The organism is Bradyrhizobium sp. GW821-FHT13H05 (assembly GCF_058804065.1).
This window is the reverse complement of sequence record NZ_JBXAPO010000003.1, coordinates 434,013-457,626: the sequence shown is the minus strand read 5'-3', so window position 1 is coordinate 457,626 and position 23,614 is coordinate 434,013. Positions and strand designations below refer to the sequence as shown.

Annotated in this window: 35 protein-coding genes; 22 read left to right on the top strand and 13 right to left on the bottom strand. The window is 64.3% G+C overall.

The annotated features are described in order from the left end of the window. Nucleotides 1-104: 104 nt before the first annotated feature. Nucleotides 105-338, top strand: a complete 234-nt coding sequence (locus AC1RR3_RS11020) for a DUF6894 family protein (protein ID WP_492822292.1) — start codon at nucleotides 105-107, stop codon at nucleotides 336-338. Nucleotides 339-348: 10 nt separating this feature from the next. Here AC1RR3_RS11020 and AC1RR3_RS11015 read toward each other — a convergent pair whose 3' ends face one another. The 3 genes from AC1RR3_RS11015 to AC1RR3_RS11005 form a co-directional block, all read right to left on the bottom strand. Next, nucleotides 349-603 carry a hypothetical protein gene (locus AC1RR3_RS11015; protein ID WP_492823143.1) on the bottom strand — a complete coding sequence of 85 codons (255 nt, stop codon included), beginning with the start codon at nucleotides 601-603 and terminating at the stop codon, nucleotides 349-351. A 117-nt stretch (nucleotides 604-720) separates the two neighbouring features. Further along, nucleotides 721-1,011, bottom strand: a complete 291-nt coding sequence (locus AC1RR3_RS11010; protein ID WP_492822289.1) for a hypothetical protein — start codon at nucleotides 1,009-1,011, stop codon at nucleotides 721-723. An 84-nt stretch (nucleotides 1,012-1,095) separates the two neighbouring features. Then, nucleotides 1,096-1,227: a peptidylprolyl isomerase gene (locus tag AC1RR3_RS11005; RefSeq protein ID WP_492822287.1), complete on the bottom strand. Its 132-nt coding sequence runs from the start codon at nucleotides 1,225-1,227 to the stop codon at nucleotides 1,096-1,098. 146 nt (nucleotides 1,228-1,373) lie between these two features. On the opposite strand from AC1RR3_RS11005, the gene AC1RR3_RS11000 reads away from it, so the two are divergent. Further along, nucleotides 1,374-1,838 (top strand): PaaI family thioesterase, encoded by a 465-nt coding sequence (locus AC1RR3_RS11000; protein WP_492822285.1) that lies wholly within the window; start codon nucleotides 1,374-1,376, stop codon nucleotides 1,836-1,838. 125 nt (nucleotides 1,839-1,963) lie between these two features. On the opposite strand, the gene AC1RR3_RS10995 is transcribed toward AC1RR3_RS11000, so the two are convergent. Then, a complete protein-coding gene (locus AC1RR3_RS10995) occupies nucleotides 1,964-2,257 on the bottom strand; it encodes an HdeA/HdeB family chaperone (protein ID WP_492822283.1) in 294 nt (97 codons plus the stop codon). 184 nt (nucleotides 2,258-2,441) lie between these two features. Here AC1RR3_RS10995 and AC1RR3_RS10990 point away from each other — a divergent pair, with 184 nt between their 5' ends. Next, the gene (locus tag AC1RR3_RS10990; protein WP_492822281.1) at nucleotides 2,442-2,684 is read left to right on the top strand and encodes a PilZ domain-containing protein; all 243 of its coding nucleotides are present in this window, start codon (nucleotides 2,442-2,444) and stop codon (nucleotides 2,682-2,684) included. A 456-nt stretch (nucleotides 2,685-3,140) separates the two neighbouring features. Here AC1RR3_RS10990 and AC1RR3_RS10985 read toward each other — a convergent pair whose 3' ends face one another. Next, entirely contained in the window at nucleotides 3,141-3,371 is a 231-nt protein-coding gene (locus AC1RR3_RS10985; protein WP_492822279.1) for a hypothetical protein, read from the bottom strand. Between the two features lie 152 nt (nucleotides 3,372-3,523). On the opposite strand from AC1RR3_RS10985, the gene AC1RR3_RS10980 reads away from it, so the two are divergent. The 4 genes from AC1RR3_RS10980 (at nucleotide 3,524) to AC1RR3_RS10965 (ending at nucleotide 5,579) form a co-directional block, all read left to right on the top strand. Next, nucleotides 3,524-3,928, top strand: coding sequence for a hypothetical protein (locus AC1RR3_RS10980; protein ID WP_492822277.1), 405 nt, complete (start codon nucleotides 3,524-3,526; stop codon nucleotides 3,926-3,928). A 130-nt stretch (nucleotides 3,929-4,058) separates the two neighbouring features. Further along, a complete protein-coding gene (locus AC1RR3_RS10975; protein ID WP_492822275.1) occupies nucleotides 4,059-4,640 on the top strand; it encodes a bifunctional transcriptional activator/DNA repair enzyme AdaA in 582 nt (193 codons plus the stop codon). Nucleotides 4,641-4,659: 19 nt separating this feature from the next. Next, entirely contained in the window at nucleotides 4,660-5,130 is a 471-nt protein-coding gene (locus tag AC1RR3_RS10970; protein ID WP_492822273.1) for a PaaI family thioesterase, read from the top strand. Nucleotides 5,131-5,246: 116 nt separating this feature from the next. Beyond that, a complete protein-coding gene (locus AC1RR3_RS10965; protein ID WP_492822271.1) occupies nucleotides 5,247-5,579 on the top strand; it encodes a hypothetical protein in 333 nt (110 codons plus the stop codon). Nucleotides 5,580-5,658: 79 nt separating this feature from the next. Here the strand turns inward: AC1RR3_RS10965 and AC1RR3_RS10960 are convergent, their stop codons facing one another. The 3 genes from AC1RR3_RS10960 to AC1RR3_RS10950 are packed head-to-tail and all read right to left on the bottom strand — an operon-like array spanning nucleotide 5,659 to nucleotide 6,939. Next, on the bottom strand, nucleotides 5,659-6,015 hold the full coding sequence (locus AC1RR3_RS10960) for a carboxymuconolactone decarboxylase family protein (protein ID WP_492822269.1): 357 nt from the start codon (nucleotides 6,013-6,015) through the stop codon (nucleotides 5,659-5,661). A gap of 22 nt (nucleotides 6,016-6,037) precedes the next feature. Next, nucleotides 6,038-6,505 carry a DUF6691 family protein gene (locus AC1RR3_RS10955; protein WP_492822267.1) on the bottom strand — a complete coding sequence of 156 codons (468 nt, stop codon included), beginning with the start codon at nucleotides 6,503-6,505 and terminating at the stop codon, nucleotides 6,038-6,040. A gap of 5 nt (nucleotides 6,506-6,510) precedes the next feature. Next, nucleotides 6,511-6,939, bottom strand: a complete 429-nt coding sequence (locus tag AC1RR3_RS10950; protein WP_492822265.1) for a YeeE/YedE family protein — start codon at nucleotides 6,937-6,939, stop codon at nucleotides 6,511-6,513. An 86-nt stretch (nucleotides 6,940-7,025) separates the two neighbouring features. On the opposite strand from AC1RR3_RS10950, the gene AC1RR3_RS10945 reads away from it, so the two are divergent. The 3 genes from AC1RR3_RS10945 (at nucleotide 7,026) to AC1RR3_RS10935 (ending at nucleotide 10,124) form a co-directional block, all read left to right on the top strand. Beyond that, the gene (locus AC1RR3_RS10945; protein WP_492822263.1) at nucleotides 7,026-7,346 is read left to right on the top strand and encodes an ArsR/SmtB family transcription factor; all 321 of its coding nucleotides are present in this window, start codon (nucleotides 7,026-7,028) and stop codon (nucleotides 7,344-7,346) included. A gap of 32 nt (nucleotides 7,347-7,378) precedes the next feature. After that, a complete protein-coding gene (ccoG, locus tag AC1RR3_RS10940) occupies nucleotides 7,379-8,818 on the top strand; it encodes a cytochrome c oxidase accessory protein CcoG (protein ID WP_492822261.1) in 1,440 nt (479 codons plus the stop codon). A gap of 136 nt (nucleotides 8,819-8,954) precedes the next feature. Beyond that, nucleotides 8,955-10,124: a GNAT family N-acetyltransferase gene (locus AC1RR3_RS10935; RefSeq protein ID WP_492822259.1), complete on the top strand. Its 1,170-nt coding sequence runs from the start codon at nucleotides 8,955-8,957 to the stop codon at nucleotides 10,122-10,124. A 6-nt stretch (nucleotides 10,125-10,130) separates the two neighbouring features. Here AC1RR3_RS10935 and AC1RR3_RS10930 read toward each other — a convergent pair whose 3' ends face one another. Beyond that, nucleotides 10,131-10,796 carry a DsbA family oxidoreductase gene (locus AC1RR3_RS10930; protein ID WP_492822257.1) on the bottom strand — a complete coding sequence of 222 codons (666 nt, stop codon included), beginning with the start codon at nucleotides 10,794-10,796 and terminating at the stop codon, nucleotides 10,131-10,133. A 98-nt stretch (nucleotides 10,797-10,894) separates the two neighbouring features. Then, complete coding sequence (locus AC1RR3_RS10925) at nucleotides 10,895-11,716, bottom strand: helix-turn-helix domain-containing protein (protein ID WP_492822255.1); 822 nt, start codon at nucleotides 11,714-11,716, stop codon at nucleotides 10,895-10,897. A 101-nt stretch (nucleotides 11,717-11,817) separates the two neighbouring features. Between AC1RR3_RS10925 and AC1RR3_RS10920 the strand changes: the two genes are divergently transcribed. Beyond that, on the top strand, nucleotides 11,818-12,048 hold the full coding sequence (locus tag AC1RR3_RS10920) for a hypothetical protein (protein ID WP_492823142.1): 231 nt from the start codon (nucleotides 11,818-11,820) through the stop codon (nucleotides 12,046-12,048). A 37-nt stretch (nucleotides 12,049-12,085) separates the two neighbouring features. Then, complete coding sequence (locus AC1RR3_RS10915; protein ID WP_492822253.1) at nucleotides 12,086-12,484, top strand: hypothetical protein; 399 nt, start codon at nucleotides 12,086-12,088, stop codon at nucleotides 12,482-12,484. Between the two features lie 147 nt (nucleotides 12,485-12,631). Here AC1RR3_RS10915 and AC1RR3_RS10910 read toward each other — a convergent pair whose 3' ends face one another. Then, nucleotides 12,632-13,192: an SET domain-containing protein gene (locus AC1RR3_RS10910; protein WP_492822251.1), complete on the bottom strand. Its 561-nt coding sequence runs from the start codon at nucleotides 13,190-13,192 to the stop codon at nucleotides 12,632-12,634. A gap of 163 nt (nucleotides 13,193-13,355) precedes the next feature. Here AC1RR3_RS10910 and AC1RR3_RS10905 point away from each other — a divergent pair, with 163 nt between their 5' ends. After that, the gene (locus AC1RR3_RS10905) at nucleotides 13,356-13,961 is read left to right on the top strand and encodes a hypothetical protein (RefSeq protein ID WP_492823141.1); all 606 of its coding nucleotides are present in this window, start codon (nucleotides 13,356-13,358) and stop codon (nucleotides 13,959-13,961) included. Nucleotides 13,962-13,982: 21 nt separating this feature from the next. Here AC1RR3_RS10905 and AC1RR3_RS10900 read toward each other — a convergent pair whose 3' ends face one another. Beyond that, nucleotides 13,983-14,705, bottom strand: coding sequence for a TetR/AcrR family transcriptional regulator (locus AC1RR3_RS10900; protein WP_492822249.1), 723 nt, complete (start codon nucleotides 14,703-14,705; stop codon nucleotides 13,983-13,985). Nucleotides 14,706-14,813: 108 nt separating this feature from the next. Between AC1RR3_RS10900 and AC1RR3_RS10895 the strand changes: the two genes are divergently transcribed. From AC1RR3_RS10895 to AC1RR3_RS10870, 6 genes are all read left to right on the top strand, one after another. After that, nucleotides 14,814-16,211 carry a carotenoid oxygenase family protein gene (locus AC1RR3_RS10895; RefSeq protein WP_492822247.1) on the top strand — a complete coding sequence of 466 codons (1,398 nt, stop codon included), beginning with the start codon at nucleotides 14,814-14,816 and terminating at the stop codon, nucleotides 16,209-16,211. Between the two features lie 53 nt (nucleotides 16,212-16,264). After that, on the top strand, nucleotides 16,265-16,522 hold the full coding sequence (locus AC1RR3_RS10890; protein ID WP_492822245.1) for a hypothetical protein: 258 nt from the start codon (nucleotides 16,265-16,267) through the stop codon (nucleotides 16,520-16,522). A gap of 76 nt (nucleotides 16,523-16,598) precedes the next feature. Further along, a complete protein-coding gene (locus AC1RR3_RS10885; protein ID WP_492822243.1) occupies nucleotides 16,599-17,174 on the top strand; it encodes a hypothetical protein in 576 nt (191 codons plus the stop codon). Between the two features lie 14 nt (nucleotides 17,175-17,188). Further along, nucleotides 17,189-17,740 (top strand): inner membrane-spanning protein YciB, encoded by a 552-nt coding sequence (locus AC1RR3_RS10880; RefSeq protein ID WP_492822241.1) that lies wholly within the window; start codon nucleotides 17,189-17,191, stop codon nucleotides 17,738-17,740. A 108-nt stretch (nucleotides 17,741-17,848) separates the two neighbouring features. Then, a complete protein-coding gene (locus tag AC1RR3_RS10875) occupies nucleotides 17,849-18,145 on the top strand; it encodes a hypothetical protein (protein WP_492822239.1) in 297 nt (98 codons plus the stop codon). 15 nt (nucleotides 18,146-18,160) lie between these two features. Continuing rightward, nucleotides 18,161-19,078 carry an SH3 domain-containing protein gene (locus tag AC1RR3_RS10870; protein WP_492822237.1) on the top strand — a complete coding sequence of 306 codons (918 nt, stop codon included), beginning with the start codon at nucleotides 18,161-18,163 and terminating at the stop codon, nucleotides 19,076-19,078. A gap of 156 nt (nucleotides 19,079-19,234) precedes the next feature. Here the strand turns inward: AC1RR3_RS10870 and AC1RR3_RS10865 are convergent, their stop codons facing one another. After that, a complete protein-coding gene (locus tag AC1RR3_RS10865; RefSeq protein ID WP_492822235.1) occupies nucleotides 19,235-20,890 on the bottom strand; it encodes a fumarate hydratase in 1,656 nt (551 codons plus the stop codon). Nucleotides 20,891-21,139: 249 nt separating this feature from the next. Here AC1RR3_RS10865 and AC1RR3_RS10860 point away from each other — a divergent pair, with 249 nt between their 5' ends. The 3 genes from AC1RR3_RS10860 (at nucleotide 21,140) to AC1RR3_RS10850 (ending at nucleotide 23,577) form a co-directional block, all read left to right on the top strand. Further along, nucleotides 21,140-21,613, top strand: a complete 474-nt coding sequence (locus AC1RR3_RS10860; RefSeq protein ID WP_492822233.1) for a hypothetical protein — start codon at nucleotides 21,140-21,142, stop codon at nucleotides 21,611-21,613. A 301-nt stretch (nucleotides 21,614-21,914) separates the two neighbouring features. Beyond that, nucleotides 21,915-22,088 (top strand): hypothetical protein, encoded by a 174-nt coding sequence (locus tag AC1RR3_RS10855; RefSeq protein ID WP_492822231.1) that lies wholly within the window; start codon nucleotides 21,915-21,917, stop codon nucleotides 22,086-22,088. 367 nt (nucleotides 22,089-22,455) lie between these two features. Then, complete coding sequence (locus AC1RR3_RS10850; protein ID WP_492822229.1) at nucleotides 22,456-23,577, top strand: helix-turn-helix transcriptional regulator; 1,122 nt, start codon at nucleotides 22,456-22,458, stop codon at nucleotides 23,575-23,577. The last annotated feature ends 37 nt before the right edge of the window (nucleotides 23,578-23,614 follow it).

The window sequence follows — 23,614 nt, the reverse complement described above, 5'->3', positions numbered from 1 at the left end:
GGCCTATCCCGTAGCCGCCCGGAATTGATCTGCCTGTGGTTTGGGATTGCACTGTGCGCCCGTGGCCTTGGGGGCGGGGCCGTCACGCGATCGGTGCCAGCTATATGCCGCTCTATTTCTTTCGAATCCGGAACGGCCGTTATTCCGGCTGTGCGGACCAGGCGACGGAATTTGCCAATCGCGATTCGGCCTGGAAGGAGATGACCAGCGTCTGCGCCGACATGGCCGCAGGGATCGCCCGCAAGCTCCAGCAGAACTCTGAATGGCACATGGAGCTGCTGGACGAGGCCAAGGAGCCCGTGCTCCGCATCCGCATCGTCGCCGAGACGCTCGACTAGGCGTGGGCCCTTAATCCGCGCTGGGCAGCCGCCGCATGGTGAATTCGATCTCGCCGCCGGGCAGCTCGCGCCAAGTCTCGACCATGCTCATATAGCCAGCCTTGGGGTAGCGGGCGAAAAAGGCCTCTGCCCTCGCCCGCGCCGCCGCGCGCGGCAGGGTGAAGGTCTCGCGCAGATAGCCGTCACCGCTGCGCTCGGCCGGCCTGTCGCCGATCTTGCGCCGGCGCGCCATCCGCTCGGCCAGATCCCGCGGACGATCGGCCATGACCTTCCAAACCAAGTCCTGCCCTCCTCTACGCAACACCTGCTAGCAATGTAGGGAGCGGACCGACCTATGAGGAGTCCCGATCAGAGGCGTCAGCCACCTCTGGTCGGGCCACGGTTAGTTCGCGGTCGTGCCGGACTTCTTCTTCGGCGCGCTGGTTGCAGCCGCCTTCGGCGCGGGCTGCTTCGGCGGATCGGAGCGCATGCCGCCCCAGGGGTCGTTGGACGCCTTGGCGTCGGGGATCTTCTTCAGCGTTTCCTTGTAGGCCTTTTCACGCTCGGCGTCGGCGGCCTTCTCCTCAGGGGTCTTGCCCGGGCCGTCCTGCAGCAAATTGAGATTGGGCATTTGCGCGTAGGCCGGAGCCGCCAGCACGGCCAGCAGCACCGCCGCCATACGGAAAACCTTCATCATCTACTCCTTGATCATCCATAAGGGGCGGATCAACCGCGCCCTGTCGTCCCTGTCAACAGCCCGCCGGGGCCCAATCCCGCGCTAGAGCCGGTCCGATCGGCACGATTTCGGCGCGTGCAGCCAGTCGTCCCAGATCGGGCCGCATCTGGTGCAGCCGTCCAGCACAAGGCCGAGCGCCACCAGCGAAAACACGAGGACACACCGACGCAACATCGTCCACCCGCTCCCAAGTAGGGCATCATATCGGGCGAAGTCAGGCATTTTCAAGCCGACGGACCGGCGCCAGGCCGGGTGACTTTGCCGCGCCGATGCGCGCAGAATGGCCGAAACATCCGGCAACAATGGAGGGAACGACTGCAATGCCATCGCAGCCAGAAGCCGAGTTCGGCATCATCGATGCCAGACGCATCCTCGGCGAGGTCTTCGCACCCTGGGTCCAGGATCTCAACCTCTCGGTCGAGCGCATCGAGCACGTTGCTCCGCCGGATGCGCCGGACTGGCAGCCGGGCGCGCTGCTGCGCATGCCGTTCTCGGAGCGGCTCTGCCGCAACGGCGGCGTGGTCTGCGGCCAGGCGCTGATGGCACTCGCGGACACCGCGATGGTGATCGCGAACCTCGCCGCCAACCGCGGCTATCGTCCGATGACGACGGTCGACCAGACCACGCATTTCATGCGCGCGGTCTCCTCGTCGGACGTGCTGGCGGATGCCCGCGTGGTGCGGCTCGGACGCACCATGAGTTTTGGCCGCGTCACCCTGCTCTCGGCCACCGACAACAAACAGGTGGCGATGGTATCGAGCGCGTTCGCGATGTTGCCGGGCTGAGCCCATAAGAAGAGAGCCGCGTGAGCGCAAGGCGCACCGCGGCTCTCGATGACGATTGTATCGAAGCAAGATGCTGAAGCGCGATGATCATCGCGCTTCAGACGTTGCGCAGATGACTTGACGGATTACTTGCCGAGCACTTCGTCGGCCGCGGTGACGATGCTGACGTTCGGATTCTTTCCGCAATAGGTCCCGAACTGCTTGGCGTTCTCGACGAACACATCGGTGTCGATGATCGCGTTCTCTTCGTCACCCTTGTACCAGCCGTCCATCCAGGTCAGCACCATCTTGATGGTGTCGTCGCCGCTCTCGAGAAACTGCTTGCAGCTCATGGTCGCGAGATCGAGCTTGGTGGCGTGGGCTGGCATCGACGACAGCGAGAGCGCTGCGGCGAACAGGATCGAAAGCGTGGTCTTCATCGGAATCTCCATCGGCGCGTAACGCCATAAAAGAAAGGCTTGTGAGGAAAGTCGGCGGCAAGTGACTCACCGCCTCAACGTCGTAAACGAAGTCTGAAGCGCTGTGCAAGTAGCGCCAGTATTGAGTTTAGTTCAACGTAATTTCTATGCACTATTTCACAATCATCATTATGGATTAATGCGGATGATCGAGAAGCGTGCAGCGCAGCGTTATCGTGTTTTCAAGGGTGGAACGCTCATCTTTGAAGACAGCGGCATCGCGTGCACGGTGCGAAACATGTCGGTGGGCGGCGCGGCGATCGACCTTGAAGCACCTGTCACGCTGCCGCAATCGTTCACACTCTCGATCGCGCGCGACAATTTCGTGCGGAATTGCCGTGCAGTATGGCGCAACGACAAGCGCATCGGCCTCGCTTTCGTACAGTAGTACATACAGTGTGAATGCTTGTTCGCATCACATGCACAAGACAATTATGAGTGCTTGATACGCTGGCAGCGACGCCAGCGATCGTGCATGCGATCGTCGGCGATGCCACGAGCTCTTCAATTGGGATGATTTTGCCGGCCGTCAGATCGACGGCGATCATCTCGCACCGGACGCGCCACATGGGCTCGCCGCCGTCGCGGTCGAGCGCGACGACCAAGCCTTGCTTGATCTGGGGATCACGACGTCGCGCAGACCATCGCCAGCATCGAGACGCGCGAGCCCGCCGGCCTCGACGAGCAGTGCAGCGATCGAATTGGCGCGTTCGCTATTGCCCCGCCGCCTGTCGCTCCATCACCACCCCAACGCTCTCAAGGCGATGCTTGGCCGCGGCGACGACAAGATGAACGCGATGAGAGCGGTCAAGTGGCACAGGCGCGTCGCGAGCGCCCATCGCGCTTATTTGGGCTTCTTGGCGGGTTCGCTCGGACGGGCCCCGCTCCACGGATCGTACTTCTCCTTGGGCTCGGGAATGCGCTCGAGCGCGGCCTTGTAGGCCTTTTCGTCGACCTTGGGCTTGTTGTCCGGCTTGGCCTCGTTGCCCTGCCGCTTGCTGCCGGCGCCCATCTGCGCCTGGGCGGAGCCGCCCGCCAGCGCGAGCACCGCAGCCGCTATGACCAAAATCCTCATTGGTGCAATCCCCCTCGTCTGGGATACAAACTAGCCTGCAATCCCGTAATAGCAAATGCCGCGGGTTCCAAGCCTTCAGCAAATCTTGATCGGCCCGGACTTCGTCGGATTGTATTCGTGCCTATCTGTTGGCCCGCAGGGGACCTTCACGGATGTTGCGGATCATTGCCCATGCGGCGCTGCTGGCCGGCGCGCTCGCGCTTGGTGGCTGCGGCTTTGCCGACAGCCGCGCCCCGGTGCCGGAATTCATGCGCGTGAAGGAGGTCGAGCAAGCGCCGCCCGAGCCGCCCCCCGACGTCAAGCGCGTGGTGCGCGAGCAGATCGATGTCGTCTTCCTCAACACGTCCTATCCGCGCGAGGTGCACGTCGCCCCGCCGCATCGCGAGGTGCGAGGGCCGGGCTGGACCGCCTGCGTCCGCGCACAGCTCACCTCGGCAACCGGCTCCCCGCTCGGCGCCCAGACCTACATCGTGACCATCAACGGCGGAAAGGTCGTCGATCGCCGCCGCGCGGAAGCCGACGACATCTGCGGGACCGAGACCTACGAACCGATCTGACAGGCGGTCGACGATGCGTCCGCTTCAAGCTTCGCGATCCACGCAATCGGGCGCGGAACCTTCGGTCGTTTTCAGACCTCGTCATCGCGTCGGACTCGCATTGCGAAAGTGCGGCCGCTATAGCGACTCCATGTTCGACTTCGATACCCAGTACGATGCGCTTCGCCGACGCGATGCAGCGGCGGACGGCCTGGTCTTTGTCGCCGTCAAGACCACCGGCGTCTATTGTCGTCCGATCTGCCCGGCACGAACGCCGCTCGCCCGCAATGTCGTCTTCTATCGCAGTGCAGCTGCGGCCGAGCATGCCGGCTTTCGTCCCTGTCTCCGATGCCGCCCCGAGACGGCTCCGTTCTGCCCCGCATGGAAAGGCACCCGGACGACCGTCGAACGCGCGCTGTCTCTCATCGAAGACGGAGAGCTCGATAGGGGCAGCGTGGAGAGCCTGGCCGAACGATTGGGAGTTGGCCCGCGCCATCTGGCGCGCCTGTTCACCCGGCATCTCGACGCATCCCCGCTGCAAGTGGCGCAGTCGCTGCGCGTGCAGCGCGCCAAACGCCTGCTCGATGCAGGCGATCTTCCGATCGCCGCGGTGGCAGAACGATCCGGCTTTTCGAGCACGCGGCGGATGAGCACGGTGTTCACACGGCTTTATGGTCGTCCACCGTCGGCTTTCCGAAGGAAAGCCGCGGCGCAACCGTTCGAGACTCGTTGAGCACAGCAGGGAGAACAGCATGGCGACCAGGACTTACGGGACTGTCAGCGCCGAGCGGCAGCAGCAGATGAGCGGGCTCGAATTCGTCCGGGGCCTCGCGGACGGGACGCTCCCCCTCAACACGATTGCAAAGACGCTCGGCTATGACGTGGTGGAGGCGGAGAGCGGCCGCGTCGTCATCGCGCTGACGCCGACCGATGCACACCTCAACCCGGCCGGAACGGTGCATGGCGGACTGACCGCCACTCTGCTCGACAGCAGCATGGGGCTGGCTATCCAGTCGATGCTCGGCAAGGGGACCAGCCAGACGACACTCGAGTTCAAGATTTCCCTGGTGCGACCCATCACGCCGGAAACCGGTCAGATCAGGGTCGAAGGCAAGGTCTTGAACTGCGGCCGTCGCGTTGGGACAGCCAATGGACATGTGACGGATGCCAAAGGCCGGCTGCTCGCCCACGGGAGCACAACCTGCCTCATCTTCCCAAGTTGACGTCGCAGGGAACATCGCCGGCCCGCCGATCCTATTCCGGGAAAAACATGTAAATCGACCGGAACGATCGCCGCCTACCCTTCTTGTTACGGCAGAGGGCAGTTTCGGAGGAGGACATGATGCGGACATTTACGATTGCACTGCTGGCCGGTGTCGGGGCCCTGGCTGCGGCGGGCGGCGCAAAGGCCGCCGACATCTACACGACCGGTGAATACGTCAGCCCTGAGCTCGTTCAGGAAGTCAGACTCGTCTGCGATGACGCCGGCAATTGCTATCGCACGCGCGGCGGCGCGCGCGTGATCGTGCGCGACTCCTATGATGCCATGCCGCGCGAGCGCTATTACGAGCGCCGTAGCCATCGCGACTGGGACGATGGTCCGCGCGGCGGCGTCGGCATTCGCGCCCCCGGCGTCAGCGTGGGCGTCGGTGTCGGCGGCGACCGCTGGTAATCCATGACGTCATGATCGGCGGGAGCGGACGAGGAAACTCGCCCGGTCCCGCCTCTATGTATGTGTCCGGTCAGCGACGTCAGGCGGCAACTGTCTGCCGCTGAAACTGCTCGTAGGCGGCGATCGCATCCGCGGCATACATCAGCGAGGGCCCACCGCCCATGTAGACGGCCATGCCAAGGGTTTCCTCGATCTCCTCGCGCGTCGCGCCGAGCTTGACGAGGGCTTCGGTATGGAAGCCGATGCAGCCGTCGCAATGCGCGGCAACACCGAGGGCGAGCGCGATCATCTCCTTGGTCTTCTTGTCCAGCGCGCCGTCGCGCGTGGCGGCCTGGGCGAGCGCAGAAAACCCCTTCATAGTGTCGGGGATATCGCTGCGCAGCTTGCGCATGTTGGCGGAGATTTGCCGCGTGATCTCGGGGTAGTTCTTGTCCATGACTTAACTCTCTGCGGTTACTCTAGGTTTCGAGCGGGTCGGCCGGCGTGGCGAAGCGCGTCAACGACGGCAGTTGAGCGATGAAGCGGGCGAGCATCATGCCTGCAGACATTGCAGCGACGAAGATGACGGCGGACACGGAGCCAAATCCGAGCGCGGTCAGCGCCGGTCCCGGACAGAAGCCCGCCAGTCCCCAGCCCACGCCGAAAATCGCCGGACCTGTGATGATCCTTGAATCGATGTCGCGTCGCGTCGGAAGATAAAATCGATCAGCGAAGTACGGACGCACGAGTCGCAGGACGCGATTGAAGCCGGTGAAGGTTACGGCCACCGCGCCGGCCATCACGAAGGCAAGGCTCGCATCCCACGTCCCTGCCGGGATACCGCCAATGTCGAGGAAGTTCAGGACCTTCGCTGGATTCGACATGCCCGAGACCATCAGGCCGAGGCCGAAGATCAGGCCGATCGCAAATTGAACGATTACAGGCATTGCCATCAGCTCCAGTGCCGCATCACGAAGACCGTCGCCATGCCGGCCGTCATGAAGGCAATGGTCGCAACGAGCGAGCGCGCCGAGAGGCGCGACAGACCGCAGACGCCGTGGCCAGAGGTGCAGCCACTGCCCCACACCGAACCGAAGCCCACGAGCAGGCCGCCGATAATCAGGATGGCCGGCCCCGCCTCGATCGTTTGCGCCGGCAGGCTTCCGGTGACGAGTCGCACCAGCACCGGCGCGGCGACGAGACCGGCGACGAAGGCAAGCCGGCCGGGAAATTCGCGGTCCTCGTAAGGCGGAAACAGCCGCGCCGCGATGCCGCTGACGCCGGCGATCCGCCCTGTCGCCCACATCAGCAGCACGGCAGACAAACCGATCAGCGCGCCGCCAACGATGGAGGCGATCGGCGTAAATGATGTCGAGACCATGCGACCTCCGGATACCTTGGTGCGGCCGTGAATATTGTTACTTTATCTCTTTCGTATTTTCGAATATACTAATATATGAGGCGACGATGAAACGCAAGCCCAGGAATCAGGAGTTGGTTGCGCTGGAGGAGAAGGCCGAGGAGGCCTCCCGTCTCCTCGCGGCCATGGGCAATCCCAAACGGCTGCTGGTCCTCTGCAACATGCTCGACGGCGAGAAGTCGGTCGGCGAACTCGCCGACATCGCGGGCCTGTCTTCGGCCGCACTATCCCAGCATCTCGGCAAGATGCGCGCATTGAGCCTGATCAAACCCAGGCGGGATGGTCAAACGATATACTATAGCATTGCGAGCCAGGAAGTCCGTTCGGTGCTGGAGACGCTGTACCGCCTCTTCTGCACCCCCGGATAGGCCTCTCGCCCGCGCAAGACGAGGAGCGCAGGATGACCGACGACACCTTCATCGAGGGACCGCTCTACGAGAAGCGGAAGAAGGTCTATCCGCAATCGGTCCACGGGCCGTTCCGCCGCGCCAAATGGGCGATCCTCTGCGTCACGCTCGGGACCTACTATCTGCTGCCGTTCCTGCGCTGGAACCGCGGGCCCGGCCTGCCGGACCAGGCCGTGCTGATCGACCTGCCGCATCGCCGCTTCTACTTCTTCTTCATCGAGCTTTGGCCGCAGGAGGTCTACTACTTCACCGGCCTTCTGATCATCGCGGCCATGATGCTGTTCCTGATGAATGCGGTCGCCGGCCGGCTATGGTGCGGCTACATGTGCCCGCAGACGGTCTGGACCGACTTGTTCTATGCCGTGGAACGCTGGGTCGAGGGCGACCGGCGCGAGCGCATGCTGGGCGACAAGCGGGGCTGGACCTTCGACCACGTCCGCAGGGTCGCGCTCAAGCATTTCCTCTGGATCATGATCGCCTGGTGGACCGGCGGCGCCTGGGTGCTTTATTTCGCGGACGCGCCGACGCTGGTGAAGGAGCTCGCCACCTTCCAGGCTCCCTTCATCGCCTATCTCTGGATCGGCATCCTGACCGCAACGACCTATCTCTTCGCAGGTCACGCCCGCGAGCAGATGTGCATCTACATGTGTCCCTGGCCGCGCATCCAGGCGGCGCTGACCGACGAGTGGGCGCTTAACGTCACCTATCGCCTCGACCGCGGCGAGCCGCGCATGTCGATGAAGAAGGCGCAAATCGCCCGCGCCCATGGCGACATCGCGGGCGACTGCATCGACTGCCACCAGTGCATCAATGTCTGTCCGACCGGTGTCGATATCCGCCACGGCATCCAGCTCGGCTGCATCCAGTGCGGCCTGTGCATCGACGCCTGCGACAACGTCATGCGCGAGATCGGCCGGCCTGCCGGCCTGATCGGCTACGACACCGACATCAACATGCAACGCCGCCGCGAGGGCAAGGCACCGATCTATCGGATCATCCGCCCGCGCACGCTGATCTACGCCATCGCCATCGCCATCGTCGGCGGGATCATGCTCTACGCACTCGCCACGCGCGCAACGATGGACGTCAACGTGCTGCACGAGCGCAATCCGCTCTTCGTTCAGCTGGCCGATGGCGGCGTCCGCAACGACTACACCGTCCGCATCCTCAACAAGGGCGCGCAGCGGTCGTTTGCGCTCGACGTCTCCGGCCTGCCCGGCGCGACAATTCGCGTCGCCGGCGTCGAGGCCCGAGCCGACGGCAAGCCTCTCGTCGAAGTCGGACAGGATCAGACCCGCGAGATCAGGTTGTCGGTGCAGGTTGGCCCGACGGACCTGCCACAGACCTCGCGCGACATCGACATCCGGATCATCGACAGCGCCGGCGGCGAACGCGCGAGCGCCCGCGACCACTTCGTGCCGGCTGACCGGTAGGTACCTCGGCATCCGGCGACTTGCCGCCGCATGCTCAACGAGACGTTAACAATATCATTCGAATTGAAGCGGCGTCCCAACGGTATTTTCCAATCTTTGCGCTAAGCATGGCCTCCAGAACGGGGAACGACGGGACGTGGTCGACATCGCGCACCAGGCTGCGATCAATCCGGCATCGGCAAAGGATGCTGCGACAGCGCGCGCGCTCGTTCCGCTCGCAGCCATCGATCCCGGCCAATGGCGCGCGCTGGCGCAGCGGGCAGTCGAGCCAAACGGATATTACCTGCCCGCCTGGGAGCTGGCCGTCAGCGCCACTGCGCACGGCCGCACCGATGCCTCGGCGCTTCCCGCATTCGACGGATCTTCGTCGCGGCTGATCGGGCTGATGCCCGCGATCTCGCTCTGGCACGCCCAAAAGATTCCCCTGCCCGCACTGGTGAGCGCGCATCCCTATGGCACGCTGTGCAGCCCGCTGATCGACCGCGAGGCCCCCATCGAGGCCGCCACGCGTCTGCTGCAGCAGGCACGCGACGCCGGCGCGCATGCACTCGTACTGAACGACGTCGCGCTCGACGGTGCAGCGATGACCGCACTCAGTCAGGTTCTGGACCGCGATGGCCTGAAGCCGCGCATTCTCAGATCCTACATCCGCGCCAGTCTCGATGCGACGCAGGATGGCGAAACGCTATTGCATGACGCACTCGGCACCAAGAAGCTCAAGGAGCTGCGCCGTCAGCGCCATCGTCTCGAAGAGCACGGGCCCGTCGCATTCGAAGTCGCGCGCAAGCCCGACGAGATCAGGCCGGCGCTCGAAGCATTCTTGCAGCTCGAAGCCAGCGGCTGGAAGGGCAAGCGCGGCACTGCGCTCATCCAGCATGCGGGCGATGCGACCTTCATCCGCCGCGCGGTGCCCGCACTTGCCGAGACTGCGCAATCCGAGATCATCACACTTCGCGCCGGCGCGACGCCGGTCGCCGCCGGCATCGTGCTGCGCCACCAGGACCGCGCCTTCTTCTTCAAGCTCGGCATCGACGAACGCTTCGCAAAATATTCACCGGGCGTGCAGCTCACGCTCGACCTGACGCGGCACCTCTGCGCCGATCCCGCGATCGCCAGCGCGGATTCCACGGCAAGCGCCGACCACCCCATGATCAACCCGATCTGGCGCGGGCGCTTTGCAATCGGTGACGTACTGATCCCGCTGCGGCGGAACGATCCGGTGGTGGCGCTCATTCACGCCGCGCTGACCGGCCTCTACGCCGCGCACGAGGCCGCGCGACGCGTGGTCCGCCGCCTCCGCAAATAAGCAAAGCTACTCCGCCGCCTGCGCATTGATCTCCGCCGAGACCTCACGGATGGCACGCGCGAGCAGGTTCGGATCCTGCGCGCCGGAGACGGCGTATTTCTGCGCGAACACATAGGTCGGAACGCCGGAGATGCCCTTCTCGGCCGCCTCCTGCGCGTCGGCCGAGACGCGCGCGACGTCCTCATCGGTGGCGAGGCGCTTGCGCACGTCGTCGGCATCGAGGCCGATATCGGCGGCCGCCTGCACCAGCACGTTCACATCGGTGAGATCACCGCCGTCGCGGAAGTACAGCTCCATCAGGCGCTGCTTCATCTCCGGCGCCTTGCCGATCGCTTCCGCCCACAGGATGAGGCGATGGCAGTCGGTCGTGTTGGGCTGGCGCGCGACCAGCTCCGGCTTGTAGACGAGGCCCTCCTCGCCCGCGGCTGCGACGACGCGGCCGGCAATGCCCTTATAGGCTTCGACCGAGCCGAACTTCTTGGTGAGATAGTCCTCCCGGCTGATGCCCTCGCGCGGCACCCAGGGATTGAGGAAGAAGGGACGGAAATTGAGCTTGACGGGAACGTCGGGTACGAGCGCCAGCGCGCTCTCGATCCGGTGCTTGCCGATATAGCACCAGGGACACACCACGTCGGAGACGACATCGATCTGGAGCGGTTTGAGGGTGCTCATGTCAGGCGCCTCCTTCGGGCGTTTCAAGGTTTGCCCAAAGATAAGCCGATCGCGGCGTGAGGCAAGAGCGCCAGAACAAGGCCACTAAGACAGGGCCGCTAGGACATGGCTGCTGCCATCTGTTTCAGCCGCTCAGCGGTGCGCTCGTCCGCCGGAAAGAACGTCTCCAGCGCCAGCTCCGACAGGGTGATGTCCACGGGCGTGCCGAACACCATGGTGGTGGAGAAGAAACTTAGTATCTCCCCGTCAAGGCGCAGCTTGAAGGGGATCGCGACATTGTCGCTCGACAGCGGCGCCGAGCGCGCCGGAATGGGATAGCTCTTGAGATCGTTGTAGAGCTTGATCAGCTCCGGATCTGCGGTGGCCTCGCATTGACGGTGCAATCGCTCCAGCAGATGGCCGCACCATTCCGCAAGATTGACCGTGCGTGGCGCCAGCCCCTCGGGATGGAAGGCAAGCCGCAGCACGTTGAAGGGCTGGCCAAGCAGCCGTTGCGGGATGCCGTCGAGCAGCGGCGCCACCATGCGATTGGCGGTCACCAGATTCCAGTGCCGGTCGTAGGCCAGCGCCGGATTGGGCTCATGCGCTTTAAGGACAAGGTCGATCGCCTGGCGGGCTGATTTCAAGGCGGGATCCTCCAGCGGGCGCTGCGGAAACGCCGGCGCGTAGCCGGCGGCGACCAGCAGCACGTTGCGTTCGCGCAAGGGCACGTCGAGACGCTCGGCAAGCCGCAGCACCATCTCGCGCGAGGGCGCGGCGCGGCCGGTCTCGACGAAGCTCAGATGCCGAGCCGAGATCTCGGCCTCACCCGCGAGGTCGAGCTGGCTCATGCGGCGGCGCTGCCGCCATTCGCGCAAATGGTCGCCGATATGGACCGGCTGGCTGCGTTCGGCCTGCGCCGTGGATGCATGTGCGTTCATGGTTGAAAACCTAGCATGCGGATTTCGGCCCATCCATTACCTGCGGGGTAATGGAATTGAGCTCGCCCTGCGCGCATCTTCGGTCGCAACAGGAGATGACCATGATCGCGCTGCTGCTCTACCGGACCGTCGCAGGCCACGTGTTGCCCTGGGCCATTGCGTTCGCCACCCGGATGCTGGCGCGCGGCCTCAACATGCCGGAGCCACTGGTGCATTCGACCGGCGACTATGTGGCCGCGCGGGTCTCAGCCTTCGAGCATGGCGTCGCCAAGGGCCTCTGCCCCTTCCGCCTCGCCCGCCTGCTCCGCGCCTGGTGGCGCGGATGGCGCTGAGTTTCCCCCAAGCCCGCCCCAACCATGGAGACCTCTCATGATCGACGCATCCACCTTTCTCCGCCGTGCCCTGCTTGCGGACGCCATCTTCAGCGGCGTCGCCGCGCTCGGATTCACTTTCGGCGCCGGCGCGTTCGCGGCGCTGTTCAACATGCCTGAGGCGCTGCTGCGGGAGACCGGCCTGTTCCTGATCGCCTACACCGCGCTGGTCGGCTGGCTTGCATCGCGCAGTGCTGTGCCGAAACCACTCGTGCTGCTGGTCGTGATCGGCAACGCCGCCTGGACGGCCGGCAGCATCGCGCTGCTGCTCTCCGGCGCGGTCTCGCCGAACCTTGCCGGCGAGCTGATGGTCGTCGCGCAGGCGATCGCGACCGGCGTGTTCGCCGAGTTGCAATATATCGGCTTGCGGAAGAGCGGGCGTGCGGTGGCGGCGTGAGGCTGGTTCGCCCACTCATCACGCGCTGTCGCCGCACGGCTTGACCGGGCGACTCGGTCTTCCGAGAAGTCAGCTGGATACGGAGAGACTGCGGCATGCCGCGGCCAAGCCGGGGCATGCAAGTGGAGCTAGAGGCGTACGAGCCAGCTACGCCCGCGCGCGGCCGTTGGCCTTGCTGAAGGCGTGACCGTTGAGTTTTTTCTTTTTGGCACCCTTGGTGCCCGCCTTTTTAGCCTTGGCTTCCGTGCGCGCCTTCACCTTGGCGCGTTCGGCCCGCGCCTCGGCGCGCTGCTTCTTGCGCTTGGTCTCGCAGGACGGGCACTTGCAGCCGATCGGCTTCAGATAGGCTTTGAAATAATCGGTGCCGTAATCGTAGTTGATCTCGTCGCCCGGCTCGATGTTCCTGATGGCGCGGATGAAGACCTTGCGCTCGCGCGGACGCACGTCCGACTCGGCGTTGGGCCGGCAGGAATGGTTGATATAGCGCGCGAGGTTCTTGCGCACCGAACCATCGATGGTCCAGCGGCCGTTGAGCTCGAACAGATATTTGTTCTCGATTGCGTCATGCGCGGGAATCTTGGAGTCCAGGATCGGTCCGAAATATCGGATGATCCGGGTCCCCTTCTTGATCGGCATGGTGGCGAAGAGACCAAGTCCGGTCTTGGAACGACCGACACGATAGGATTTGCTGGATGCGATGGCTGGCATGATCGAGAGAAATGAGGACGCGAACGAGGCCCGATGCCTCAAGCGAAGCCGCTCTTCTAGAACGATTCCGCGCCGCTGTCAGGTCTATCCCCGCATTGTTTGAACCTTGCCCACAATGAAGACGTCTGATGGTACGGAGTTCCCGCAACGTCGAGGCATCATGATGAACCGTATGAGCCGCATCGGCCTGATTGTCCTGATGACCGGCATCGGCGTGGACTGCGCGGCCGCCCAAACCATGGGCAGCACCTACACCTCCACGGCACCAAAGGATTGCCACCAAATCGGAAAACCCAGCGAACTCGACGGCAGCACGACGCGGATCTGCCCGGGCAAGGACGGCCTGACGGTGCTGATCGCCGAGGACGATCTGCGCGAGATCGTCTCGGTCGGCCGCAATCGCAAGGCCGCAAGCGAGGAGCCAGCGGCAAAGGTCTGGTTCGGCCCGTTCAATTCATCGGAGACCACGATCGAATGGCGCGCCGCAGGTCCCAAGCCGTTCGCCATCATCCAGCGCTGGCACATCGCCGATGGCAGCGATCCCGACAGGCAGGGACGGCCGAACACCAAGGCCATGCTGGTGGTGACGCGGCTGCCGCCGGGCCCGGTCTGCCACGTCGCCTATGTCGACGCGATCGCCAATCCCGCCGCCAACGAGCTTGCGCGCAAGGCCGCGGACGATTTCGCCCGCGGCTTCACCTGCGGCAAGGACGAGGTGAAGATCATCGGTGCCAGCGGCCGCGCGGTTGAGCTTGCGACGAAGCGCTAGGACAACGCCCGCCTGAAGGCGCTAGACTGGCAGCTTCGCCGTGACGGGCGCGGTCAGCATCGCCTCGAGCAGCTGTTCGGCCGTCGTCCCCTCGGGCAGCCGGCCCAGGATGTCTTCGAGGCGACCATCGAGCAGCAGCATGGTGAAGCCGTGCACCATCGACCACGCGCGGGCGATGGCGGCGCCCTGGTTCAGGGTCAACGAATCTTCGCTGATCTGCTCCTGCCGCATCATGCCGATCGCATTGGTGAGCCCGGCGAAGGAGGCCTCGGCCGCCTCGTTCAGCGACGGCCGGGAATAGTCCAGCCGCTCGGTGCGGAACATGATGCTGTACATGCCGGGATGGGCTTGCGCATAGGCGACATAGGCCTTCGGCCGCGCCAGCGCGCGCGCGAGCGGCGTCGTGGCGGCGTCGCATGACGAGGCCATCGCCGCGTTGAACTGGCGGAAGCCGACCGCTGCGAGTTCGCTAAGCAGGCCGGTGAGATCGCCGAAATGGTGGGTCGGCGCGGCATGCGAGACCCCCGCCTCGCGCGCCACCGCGCGCAATGTCAGGCCGGCAAGTCCGTCGCGCTCCAGCACCCGTTCGGCCGCCTGGAGCAGCGCCTCGCGGAGCGCGCCGTGGTGATACGGTGTCTCGGTCTTCGCGGCAGCTCCACGCCGCGCGGGACGCGCCGGCGCGCTGGTTCTTTTCGGAGTGCGCGCGACGCGCGCCGTTTCGCTCTTGGTGTCGGTCTTGGCCATTTGCAAGCTATATGACGCAATATTGACAGTGTAAAGATTTCACTTGACCAGAACTGCCGGCACGGCTAATTAATCTTTACGATGTAAAGATAAAGGGAGGGACATGCCGTGCAGCAAGCTGCCGTCACCGAGCGCCGCAACAATCTCGGTCCGATTCCATTCGAGGCCGACGCGCCCTTCCTGAAGATCATCGGCGAATTGCCGCGCGAGCTGAACGGCACGCTCTATCGCAACGGCCCCAATCCACAGTTCGAGGCGCCCGGCGCGCACTGGTTCGTCGGCGATGGCATGCTGCATGCCTTCCATCTCGAGCAGGGGCGCGCCAGCTATCGCAACCGCTGGGTCCGCACGCCGAAATGGCTGGCCGAGCACGATGCCGGCCGCGCCCTGTTCGGCGGCTTTGGCCGCAAGCTGCCGGATGCACCCGCAAACCTCACCGACGGCGGCGTCGCCAACACCAACATCATCTTCCACGCCGGCAAGCTTCTCGCGCTCGAAGAAGCGCATCTGCCGACCGAGATCGAGCCGGGCACGCTGGCAACGCGCGGCTATCACAACTACCAGGGCCGCGTCGCCGGCAGTTTTACCGCGCATCCGAAGGTCGATCCCGTCACCGGCGAATTGGTTTTCTTCGGCTACAACGCGGCGGGGCCGCTGACGCCTGCCCTCTCCTATGGATCGATCGACGCAACGGGCAAGGCGACGCGCTTCGAACGTTTCGAGGCGCCCTATGCCAGCATGGTGCACGACTTCATCGTCACCGCGAACCATGTGCTGTTTCCGATCCTGCCCATCACCGGCAGCATGGAGCGCGCGATGAGCGGACGGCCGCCCTACGCCTGGGAGCCGGACAAGGGCGCCTATGTCGGCGTGATGAAGCGCAACGGCACGGCGAAGGACATCGTCTGGTTTCGCGGTGATGCCTGCTACGTCTTCCACATCATGAATGCGTGGGAGGACAATAGCCGCATCGTCGCCGACGTCATGCAGTTCGAGGAAGCGCCGTTGTTTCCGCATCCGGACGGCCGGCCGACGGATCCGGAGAAGTCGCGCGCGCGGCACTGCCGCTGGACGTTCGATCTCTCGGGGAATACCGACCGCTTCCAGCAGACTTATCTCGACGATCTCACCGGCGAATTCCCGCGCATCGACGATCGCCGCGCCGGATTGAAGAGCCGTCACGGCTGGTACGCCTGCGCCAATCCCAAACTGCCGATGTTCGGTGCGCTGTCCGGCATCGTGCATGTCGACGGCAACGGCAAACGGCTCGGCCATTATTTGCTGCCGGCCGGCGACACCATCTCCGAACCGGTGTTCGTCGAGCGGTCGAAGGATGCGGCGGAAGGCGACGGCTGGCTACTCGCCGTGGTCTGGCGTGCGCGCGACAACCGCAGCGACCTCGCGGTATTCAACGCCACCGATATCGAGGCTGGCCCCGTCGCGCTGGTGCAGCTCGGTCACCGCGTGCCCGATGGCTTTCACGGCAACTGGGTGGGAGCGACGTAGCCGTCATTCCGGGGTGCGACGACGTCAGCGATATGCAACCAAAGAGGCCCGACATGCCCTCGATCACCACAGACGGCCTCGCCGTCCTCGCTCTCGCCTGCGCCGCGCTCGCATTGCAAATGATCCGGCTGCGGCGGAGCAGCCATACCTTCTTCAACGGCGGCATCCTGCTCTCCATCGGCCTTCTGATCGCCGCCGCACTGCCGGTCCTGTCGCGCCTGCCCTGGGCGGAATTGGCCATCGAGGCGACAGACCAAGCCGTTGCAGCTATTCATCTTTTAGAGGTCACCTACGTCATTTTGACACTGTAAAGATTTCGCTTGACCCGGCATCGCCCCTGAACTATTGATCTTTACATCGTAAAGATCAGCCAGACCGAGGCGGCCCATGACGATTTTCCTGATCCTTGCGCCCTACGGCGCCTACACGCTCCTGATGCTGGTGACGTCGGCCACGATCAGTGTGTTTGCCGCATCCGCGATCTGCCTCGCCACCGTCGCGATCGATGTCGCGTACGGCCGCTCGGTGAAGATTTTGGCTGTGGGCTCGGCGATCGTGTTCGCCGCCATCGGCCTCACCCTCGCACTGATCGATCCGGCACTAGGCACGCTCGGCGTCAAGCTGTCGGTCGATATCGGCATCTTCGCGATCTCGCTCGGCTCGATGCTGGCTCGCCGTCCCTTCACGCTGCAATATGCGGTTGAAGCGGTCCCGGCCGAGACCGCGGCGATGCCCGGCTTCCTCACCGCCAATTACATCATCACCGGCGCATGGACCGTGGCCACGCTGTTGATGGCGGCCGCCAACATCGTGCTGCTCTACTTCCCCGGCCTGCCGCTCTGGTCGAGCCTTGCAGTCGCCTTCGCCGCCCGCAACAGCGCGATCTATTTCACAAAGTGGTATCCGGAATATCGCCAGATCAAGTACGCTAAGCCGGCCGCCGCACTGCCCCATTCCCATTGAAGACAGGACAGACGATGAAAGACGTATTCCGCCGGCTCGTCTCTGATTTCCTCTCCACCATCGTCTTCCTGGTGATCTATCTCGCCACCGACAACGTCATCCTCGCGACCTCGGTCGCCATCCTGGGCGCGATTGCTCAAGTGGTCTGGTCGCGGATCAAGGGCCAGGCGCTCGGCTACATGACCTGGGCAAGCCTCGGCCTCGTCACCGTGCTCGGTGGTGCGACACTGCTCACCAACGACCCGCGCTTCGTGCTGGCAAAGCCCGCGATCGGACATATCGCGATCGGCATCATCATGCTCAAGCGCGGCTGGATGCTGCGCTACCTGCCGGCGATCGTGACCGAGACAATTCCGGAATACGTCACGATGGCGGGCTACGCCTGGGCCGCGCTGATGTTCGTGCTCGCCGCGGGCACCGTCGCAGTCGCCATGACCGGGGACATGAAGCTGTGGGCCTTCTATATTTCGGTGGTCCTGATTGGCGCAAAGATATTGGCGTTCGCGATCCAGTACGTCGCCTTCCGTCTGCTTGTCGGCAGCCGCATCCGCGCGGCCCGCGCCTGAGGCCGCGTCAAAGAGAGCGTTAGGCACGCCCCGCGAGTTGGGCTATAGGCGTCCCCGGCCCACCTTGCGGATGGTCGCAGGCGCCGGGAAAAAAGTTGGGAGATGCGAATGGCCGTGGACGGCAACTGGACTCTGACCATGACGACGCCCATGGGCGAGCGCAAGGCGACGCTGAGCCTGAAGGCCGCGGGCGGCACGCTCACGGGCACGCAGGGTGCGGAAGGTAATACCGCCGAGATTTTCGACGGGACCGTCAGCGGCGACGCGGTCAACTGGAAGGTCTCGATCACCAATCCGATGCCGTTGACGCTCGAGTTCATCGGCACCGTCTCCGGCGACAGCATGAGCGGCGAGATGGGCATCGGCCCGATGGGCAGCTTTCCGTTCACGGGCGCGCGCGTCTAAGCGCGCGCTGCATCGATGCGCGTATTCCGTGTCATCGCGGCAACGATCTTCTGTGTTGCGACACAAGCGCGCGCGGATGACAACGAACCGGCGTGGCGCGCAAGCGCGCTCGCCATGGTGCCCGCGGGCTATGTCGCAGGCCTCGCCTACCGGACCGATGGCTCGACCGGTTATCTCGCCGTTGATCCCGCGACATCGAATGATCCGAAGACACCGGCCAGCGTGTTCGCTGCGCGTCAGAGCCTCGTGGTCACGCTGACGCCCAATGCGACACGCGCCGTCTCAGCCGAGCTGAAGCCGCGCACCGGGACCGATCCTGGCAACGACGACACCGATTTCGCAAAGCTGCACGCCGATCTCGCGGCGAAGCGCGCAACGCTCCCTGAGGGCACCGAGCCCTGCGATCTCGGCGCGTGGTCCATCGACAAGGATCCTGATGGACTCAACGTGCGCGCCGAGCCGTCGGTGAAAGCGCGCGTGCTCGGCACGCTGCCGTCACCCTACCGGCTCAAGCTCGGCGGCGCCGAGAACACGCCCGACGGCGGCTGGCTCACCGAATTCCGCATCATCGGCTTCAAGGGCGGCTGGTTCCTGATCGAAGGCGCCAAGCCGCCGGGCAAGGATTACGAGGACGAGAAAAAATATCCGCGCAGCGCGCCAAAACCCTATGCGGGACGCGGCTGGGTCGCCTCCAACAAGGTCGGCGCCGCCTATGCCAATGGCGCCACGCGCATGGGCGGCCTGTTTCAGGCGCCCTTCGTCGATGCCAAATGGATGCCGGCCCAGCGCGAGCTCGGCGGTCCCATCGACACCGACGGCGGCCCGAAGCGCATCCTTGCCTGTAGTGGCCTGTGGGGCCTCGTCGAGAGCCAGGACGGCGTCCGCGGCTGGTGGCGCGGGCTGTGCTCCAACCAGGTCACGAATTGTGGTTAGAACGCTGAGGCATCCGCATCGTCATGGCCGGGCTTGTCCCGGCCATCCACGTCTTCCTCGCGGCACCAAGAACGTGGATGCCCGGGACAAGCCCGGGCATGACGGTCGTGGTGTGGCGCATGCGCAATCACTCGCACGCAAGTGCGAGTGGGGCAGCTAGCCCAAATTCAACTCCTTGAAGAAGTCGTTCCCCTTGTCGTCGATGATAATGAACGCGGGGAAATCGACCACTTCGATGCGCCAGATCGCTTCCATGCCGAGCTCGGGATATTCGAGCACCTCGACCTTCTTGATGCAGTGCTCGGCGAGGTTCGCCGCGGCGCCGCCGATCGAGCCGAGATAGAAGCCGCCATATTTCTTGCAGGCCTCGCGCACGGCCGGCGCGCGGTTGCCCTTGGCCACCATCACCATCGAGCCGCCGGCGGCCTGGAACTGATCGACGAAGGAATCCATGCGGCCCGCCGTAGTCGGGCCGAACGCGCCGGAGGCGTAGCCTTCGGGGGTCTTGGCTGGGCCTGCGTAGTAGACCGGGTGGTTCTTGAAGTAGTCCGGCAGCGGCTCGCCCCTCTCAAGGCGCTCACGCAGCTTGGCATGCGCGGAATCGCGCGCGACGATCATGGTGCCGGTCATCGAGACCCGGGTCTTGATCGGATTCTTCGAGAACGTCGCCAAGATGTCCTTCATCGGCTGGTTGAGGTCAATCTTGACGACCTCACCGCCGAGCGACTGCTCGACCTGCGGCAGGTACTGCGCCGGGTTGTGCTCGAGTTCCTCGAGATAGACCCCGTCCTTGGTGATCTTGCCGAGCACCTGGCGATCGGCCGAGCAGGACACGCCAAGCCCGATCGGCAGCGAGGCACCGTGGCGCGGCAGGCGGATCACGCGCACGTCGTGGCAGAAATACTTGCCGCCGAACTGCGCGCCGACGCCGAGCGACTGCGTCATCTTCAGAATTTCCTGCTCCATCTCGAGATCGCGGAACGCGTTGCCGTCGGGCGAGCCGTGGGTCGGCAGCGCATCGAGATAACGCGCGGAAGCGAGCTTCACCGTTTTCATGCAGAGCTCGGCCGAAGTGCCGCCGATCACGATGGCGAGGTGATAGGGCGGGCATGCCGCGGTGCCCAGCGTCAACACCTTCTCCTTCAGGAAGGCGAGCAGCCGGTCCTTGGTCAGCACCGAGGGCGTGGCCTGGAACAGAAAGCTCTTGTTGGCGGAGCCGCCGCCCTTCGCCATGAACATGAACTTGTAGGCGTCATCGCCCTCGGCGTAGATCTCGCACTGCGCAGGCATGTTGTTGGCGGTGTTCTTCTCCTCGTACATCGAGAGCGGCGCGACCTGCGAGTAGCGCAGATTGCGGCGCAGGTAAGCATCGCGCGCGCCTTCCGACAGCGCGGCTTCGTCGTCACCATCGGTGATGACGTTGCAGCCCTTCTTGCCCATGATGATCGCTGTGCCGGTGTCCTGACACATCGGCAGCACGCCGCCGGCCGCGATGTTGGCGTTCTTCAGAAAGTCCAGCGCGACGAACTTGTCGTTCGGGCTGGCCTCGCCGTCCTCCAGGATCGCGCGGAGCTGCTTCAGATGGCCGGGCCGTAAGTAGTGGTTGATGTCGCCAAAGGCCGCCTCGGACAGCGCCCGCAGCGCCTCGCGCGACACCACCAGCATGTCCTTACCCAGGACCTTCTCGACCCGGACGCCCTCGGCCGAAATCTTCTTGTAGGGCGTCTCGTCCTTGCCCAGCGGAAACAGCGGCGTGTGCTTGTAGGGCGGAACGGGCTTTGCGGGGTCGGGGAAGGCGGTGGGAGCGTTCATGGGGGTGGATCCAGGGGTTTTGGAGCCCTCGCGGGCCTCTAAGCATAGAAGCGTTCTAAGCTTTTTTGCCGCAAATGGAAGGCGTTCTGGCGCCGCCGGGGCATCCCGATTCGGCGGCATGGCCGCCCCTCTTCCGGCGGCTACCGGCCGGGCCGCGAGCCCATCCTGATGCTCGGGAAGACTTGGGCGGCCCCCTTGCACTCAGCGCGCGCCGACGCTTGAATGCGCGCCTCCAAGGGGCTTTTCATCATGATTTTCAAACTGAACGTCCGCGGCGCGATCCTGGTCGCCGCCGCCATCACCGGCCTTGTGACCCTCACTTCGCCCGCGCGCGCGGACCGCTGTGACGACAGCGCCAAGGAGCTGGCGAACCAGGTCGATCGCCTCAAGGTGAATTTCCGCGCCGCCAACATCGTCTACCTCACGCACCCGGCGGCGAAGGAGCTGTCCGTGGGGTGCCGCGGCGACAAATATTCGATCGAGCTCTATGCCAAGGGCGATCGCAAGCCGACGCCGGAGTTCTTTACACTGGTCGGGTCGATGGCGGCGATCGTCTTCACCGTGACCAAGGACGACACCACGACGGGCGCGACACGCTGCCTGAAGCGGATGGGACTTCTGCGCGGTGACAAGGTCAGCATGCGTTACCGGCGGCTCAACATGGAATGCACCCGCACCAAGACGGACGCATCCATCGCGATCACGCGCGGCAAGGACGAATAGTAAGGAGCGTTCGCTCCAACGCGCGCGCAGTGTCCCCGCGACGCGCACCGCCCGCCACACACTCCGTCATTGCGAGCGCAGCGAAGCAATCCAGAGTGTTTCCGCGGAGGGATTCTGGATTGCTTCGCTGCGCTCGCAAGGACGGATGAGAGAGTTCGCGTTTCTCGAAACTGCACCATCAAGGGCGCTAAGAGGACGCCATCCCGCCGCACCAGATCCCTCGCATTTTAACGATTGCCTTGAAGGAAATTTTGCTCCTTCCGGGACAGGATCAATTGTTTCCATGTGTGAGGATTTGTGGATGAGCGTTTCTACCGTTGCGCCGCCGCCGATCGCGATCGTGGTGCCAAGCTACGACACGACCAAGCAGCAGGACGATCAGACCAAGACCAAGGACACTGACCCGACCTACAAGCCGCAGCCGGCTGCGCCGCTGCCGCCGGGCCAGGGCACGCGGATCGATCAGCTCGCCTGATCCGATCCTTCCCAAGTTGAAGCGCCCGATCCCGGTCGATCGGGCCTTTGGCATGTCCGGCCGCATCTTTGCCGGATAGCAGAGCAATATCATGCGACATTGCCCGGGAAGCCGCGCATGATCGCAAAATTTCCGTTGCAGAACGCCGCTCGTCACCGTCGCAATGGACGCGGCTATTCCTCCCCAGATCCGCCCTGCCCGGCGCTCCAGCACGAGGCAGCCTCAACAGCGTCCGCGAATGCCGGGCTGAACCGGGCGGGCATCCGTCCAGTCACATCAAGTGTGATCCGGCTCATCAAAGCCCGGTATCCGACGTGCTCATTTGTGAGGCCGAACGAGCCCGTCGATGAGTCTGTGGGACAAGCCAATGGAACTGAATGAAAAGCTGCTCTCGCTGGTGGCGGACATCTACGATGCATCGCTCGACGATTCCCGATGGACCGCAACGCTTGGCAGCATTGTCGCACTGGCGGGCGGCCAGAGTGGCGGTCTGGTCCGGATCGGCGCAGCCGGCGAGGCCGTGATCTCGCATGCCGTGGGTGTCGAGCCCGCCTATATCAGGTCCTACATCGAGACCTACGAGCCGTTCGATCCGTCGCGCGGCGTGCTCCACGCGCCGATCGGCCAGATCCAGACGATCCGGGACTGGATCGATGTCGACGAATTCCGGACGACCACATTCTACAATGAATGGACGCGGCCGCAGGGTCTCGAGGACGCGGCCAATATCCTGCTCGACAAGTCTGCCGAGGGCATATCCCGCCTCTCGATCATGAAAGCCGGCGGCCCTGTCGATCGCAGGATGTATCAGGTGATCTCCCACATCACGCCGCACATGCAACGGGCCATGCTCGTCAGGCAGAAGCTGCAGCAGCAAGACGCGTTGGAGACGGCGTCGGCCCGGACGCTCGATGCGCTGCGAACCGCCGTCCTGCTGCTCGATGCCGACGGCCGTATCACCCACTCCAATGAAAGCGCCAGAGAGATTCTGGACGAGGCCGACGTGCTTCGTTCGGTCCATGGCCGGCTCGTGACATCCAACCTGAATGTCGATCGGGTGTTGCGGCAAGCGCTGGCGGGGACCGTTCTCGGCGACCGGGCGGTCACGAGCGCAAGCATCTCGCTGCATCTGATGGCCCGCGACGGCTCACACCATGTCGGACATCTGCTGCCGCTGACCGCCGGGCGCCGGCAAATGTTCGGGGAGAGCTATGACGCCTGCGCCGTCCTGTTCGTCAGCAAGGCGGCGCTCGACACGATCGTCGCGCCCGACCTCATCCGCAAGCTGTTCAAGCTGACACCGGCCGAACTGCGCGTCTTCCTGTCCATTGTCGAGATCGGCGGGGTTCCTGACGTCGCCAGAAGCATGGGCATCGCCGAAACGACGATCAAGACTCACCTCACCCGAATCTTCATCAAGACCGGAACCAAACGGCAGGCGGATCTGGTTCGGCTCGTGGCGGCCTTTTCGCCGCCGATCAAGATCTGAAGCCGGCCTGTCGCGCCGGCCACACGATGGCCGGAAA

Bases quoted from the DNA above. Each gene is read 5' to 3' on its own strand.
- AC1RR3_RS11020 (WP_492822292.1), top strand. From the start codon at position 105: ATGCCGCTCTATTTCTTTCGAATCCGGAACGGCCGTTATTCCGGCTGT.
- AC1RR3_RS11015 (WP_492823143.1), bottom strand. From the start codon at position 603: ATGGCCGATCGTCCGCGGGATCTGGCCGAGCGGATGGCGCGCCGGCGC.
- AC1RR3_RS11010 (WP_492822289.1), bottom strand. From the start codon at position 1,011: ATGAAGGTTTTCCGTATGGCGGCGGTGCTGCTGGCCGTGCTGGCGGCT.
- AC1RR3_RS11005 (WP_492822287.1), bottom strand. From the start codon at position 1,227: ATGTTGCGTCGGTGTGTCCTCGTGTTTTCGCTGGTGGCGCTCGGCCTT.
- AC1RR3_RS11000 (WP_492822285.1), top strand. From the start codon at position 1,374: ATGCCATCGCAGCCAGAAGCCGAGTTCGGCATCATCGATGCCAGACGC.
- AC1RR3_RS10995 (WP_492822283.1), bottom strand. From the start codon at position 2,257: ATGAAGACCACGCTTTCGATCCTGTTCGCCGCAGCGCTCTCGCTGTCG.
- AC1RR3_RS10990 (WP_492822281.1), top strand. From the start codon at position 2,442: ATGATCGAGAAGCGTGCAGCGCAGCGTTATCGTGTTTTCAAGGGTGGA.
- AC1RR3_RS10985 (WP_492822279.1), bottom strand. From the start codon at position 3,371: ATGAGGATTTTGGTCATAGCGGCTGCGGTGCTCGCGCTGGCGGGCGGC.
- AC1RR3_RS10980 (WP_492822277.1), top strand. From the start codon at position 3,524: ATGTTGCGGATCATTGCCCATGCGGCGCTGCTGGCCGGCGCGCTCGCG.
- AC1RR3_RS10975 (WP_492822275.1), top strand. From the start codon at position 4,059: ATGTTCGACTTCGATACCCAGTACGATGCGCTTCGCCGACGCGATGCA.
- AC1RR3_RS10970 (WP_492822273.1), top strand. From the start codon at position 4,660: ATGGCGACCAGGACTTACGGGACTGTCAGCGCCGAGCGGCAGCAGCAG.
- AC1RR3_RS10965 (WP_492822271.1), top strand. From the start codon at position 5,247: ATGATGCGGACATTTACGATTGCACTGCTGGCCGGTGTCGGGGCCCTG.
- AC1RR3_RS10960 (WP_492822269.1), bottom strand. From the start codon at position 6,015: ATGGACAAGAACTACCCCGAGATCACGCGGCAAATCTCCGCCAACATG.
- AC1RR3_RS10955 (WP_492822267.1), bottom strand. From the start codon at position 6,505: ATGCCTGTAATCGTTCAATTTGCGATCGGCCTGATCTTCGGCCTCGGC.
- AC1RR3_RS10950 (WP_492822265.1), bottom strand. From the start codon at position 6,939: ATGGTCTCGACATCATTTACGCCGATCGCCTCCATCGTTGGCGGCGCG.
- AC1RR3_RS10945 (WP_492822263.1), top strand. From the start codon at position 7,026: ATGAAACGCAAGCCCAGGAATCAGGAGTTGGTTGCGCTGGAGGAGAAG.
- ccoG (WP_492822261.1), top strand. From the start codon at position 7,379: ATGACCGACGACACCTTCATCGAGGGACCGCTCTACGAGAAGCGGAAG.
- AC1RR3_RS10930 (WP_492822257.1), bottom strand. From the start codon at position 10,796: ATGAGCACCCTCAAACCGCTCCAGATCGATGTCGTCTCCGACGTGGTG.
- AC1RR3_RS10925 (WP_492822255.1), bottom strand. From the start codon at position 11,716: ATGAACGCACATGCATCCACGGCGCAGGCCGAACGCAGCCAGCCGGTC.
- AC1RR3_RS10920 (WP_492823142.1), top strand. From the start codon at position 11,818: ATGATCGCGCTGCTGCTCTACCGGACCGTCGCAGGCCACGTGTTGCCC.
- AC1RR3_RS10915 (WP_492822253.1), top strand. From the start codon at position 12,086: ATGATCGACGCATCCACCTTTCTCCGCCGTGCCCTGCTTGCGGACGCC.
- AC1RR3_RS10910 (WP_492822251.1), bottom strand. From the start codon at position 13,192: ATGCCAGCCATCGCATCCAGCAAATCCTATCGTGTCGGTCGTTCCAAG.
- AC1RR3_RS10905 (WP_492823141.1), top strand. From the start codon at position 13,356: ATGAACCGTATGAGCCGCATCGGCCTGATTGTCCTGATGACCGGCATC.
- AC1RR3_RS10900 (WP_492822249.1), bottom strand. From the start codon at position 14,705: ATGGCCAAGACCGACACCAAGAGCGAAACGGCGCGCGTCGCGCGCACT.
- AC1RR3_RS10890 (WP_492822245.1), top strand. From the start codon at position 16,265: ATGCCCTCGATCACCACAGACGGCCTCGCCGTCCTCGCTCTCGCCTGC.
- AC1RR3_RS10885 (WP_492822243.1), top strand. From the start codon at position 16,599: ATGACGATTTTCCTGATCCTTGCGCCCTACGGCGCCTACACGCTCCTG.
- AC1RR3_RS10880 (WP_492822241.1), top strand. From the start codon at position 17,189: ATGAAAGACGTATTCCGCCGGCTCGTCTCTGATTTCCTCTCCACCATC.
- AC1RR3_RS10875 (WP_492822239.1), top strand. From the start codon at position 17,849: ATGGCCGTGGACGGCAACTGGACTCTGACCATGACGACGCCCATGGGC.
- AC1RR3_RS10870 (WP_492822237.1), top strand. From the start codon at position 18,161: ATGCGCGTATTCCGTGTCATCGCGGCAACGATCTTCTGTGTTGCGACA.
- AC1RR3_RS10865 (WP_492822235.1), bottom strand. From the start codon at position 20,890: ATGAACGCTCCCACCGCCTTCCCCGACCCCGCAAAGCCCGTTCCGCCC.
- AC1RR3_RS10860 (WP_492822233.1), top strand. From the start codon at position 21,140: ATGATTTTCAAACTGAACGTCCGCGGCGCGATCCTGGTCGCCGCCGCC.
- AC1RR3_RS10855 (WP_492822231.1), top strand. From the start codon at position 21,915: ATGAGCGTTTCTACCGTTGCGCCGCCGCCGATCGCGATCGTGGTGCCA.
- AC1RR3_RS10850 (WP_492822229.1), top strand. From the start codon at position 22,456: ATGGAACTGAATGAAAAGCTGCTCTCGCTGGTGGCGGACATCTACGAT.